Annotated in this window: 1 pseudogene; it reads left to right on the forward strand. The window is 74.0% G+C overall.

The features are described from left to right. Positions 1-242 (forward strand): annotated as a pseudogene (locus tag CCN72_RS41100) (molybdopterin cofactor-binding domain-containing protein); the annotation flags it as partial.

Raw genomic sequence — 242 nt, forward strand, 5'->3', positions numbered from 1 at the left:
GCGCGGAGCGCGGTGACCCGGTGCGCCTGGGCATCGGCGTGTCGACGTTCACGGAGATGTGCGGCCTGGCGCCGAGCCGGGTGCTGCGCGACCTGAGGTACGGCGCGGGCGGCTGGGAGGCGGCGAGCATCCGGATGCTGCCCACCGGCAAGGTCGAGGTGGTCACCGGGACCAGCCCGCACGGACAGGGCCACGAGACCTGCTGGAGCCAGATCGCGGCGGACGTCCTCGGTGTGCCGTTC

The sequence above is a fragment of the Streptomyces murinus genome, from assembly GCF_002154555.1.
Classification (GTDB): Bacteria; Actinomycetota; Actinomycetes; order Streptomycetales; family Streptomycetaceae; genus Streptomyces; species Streptomyces murinus.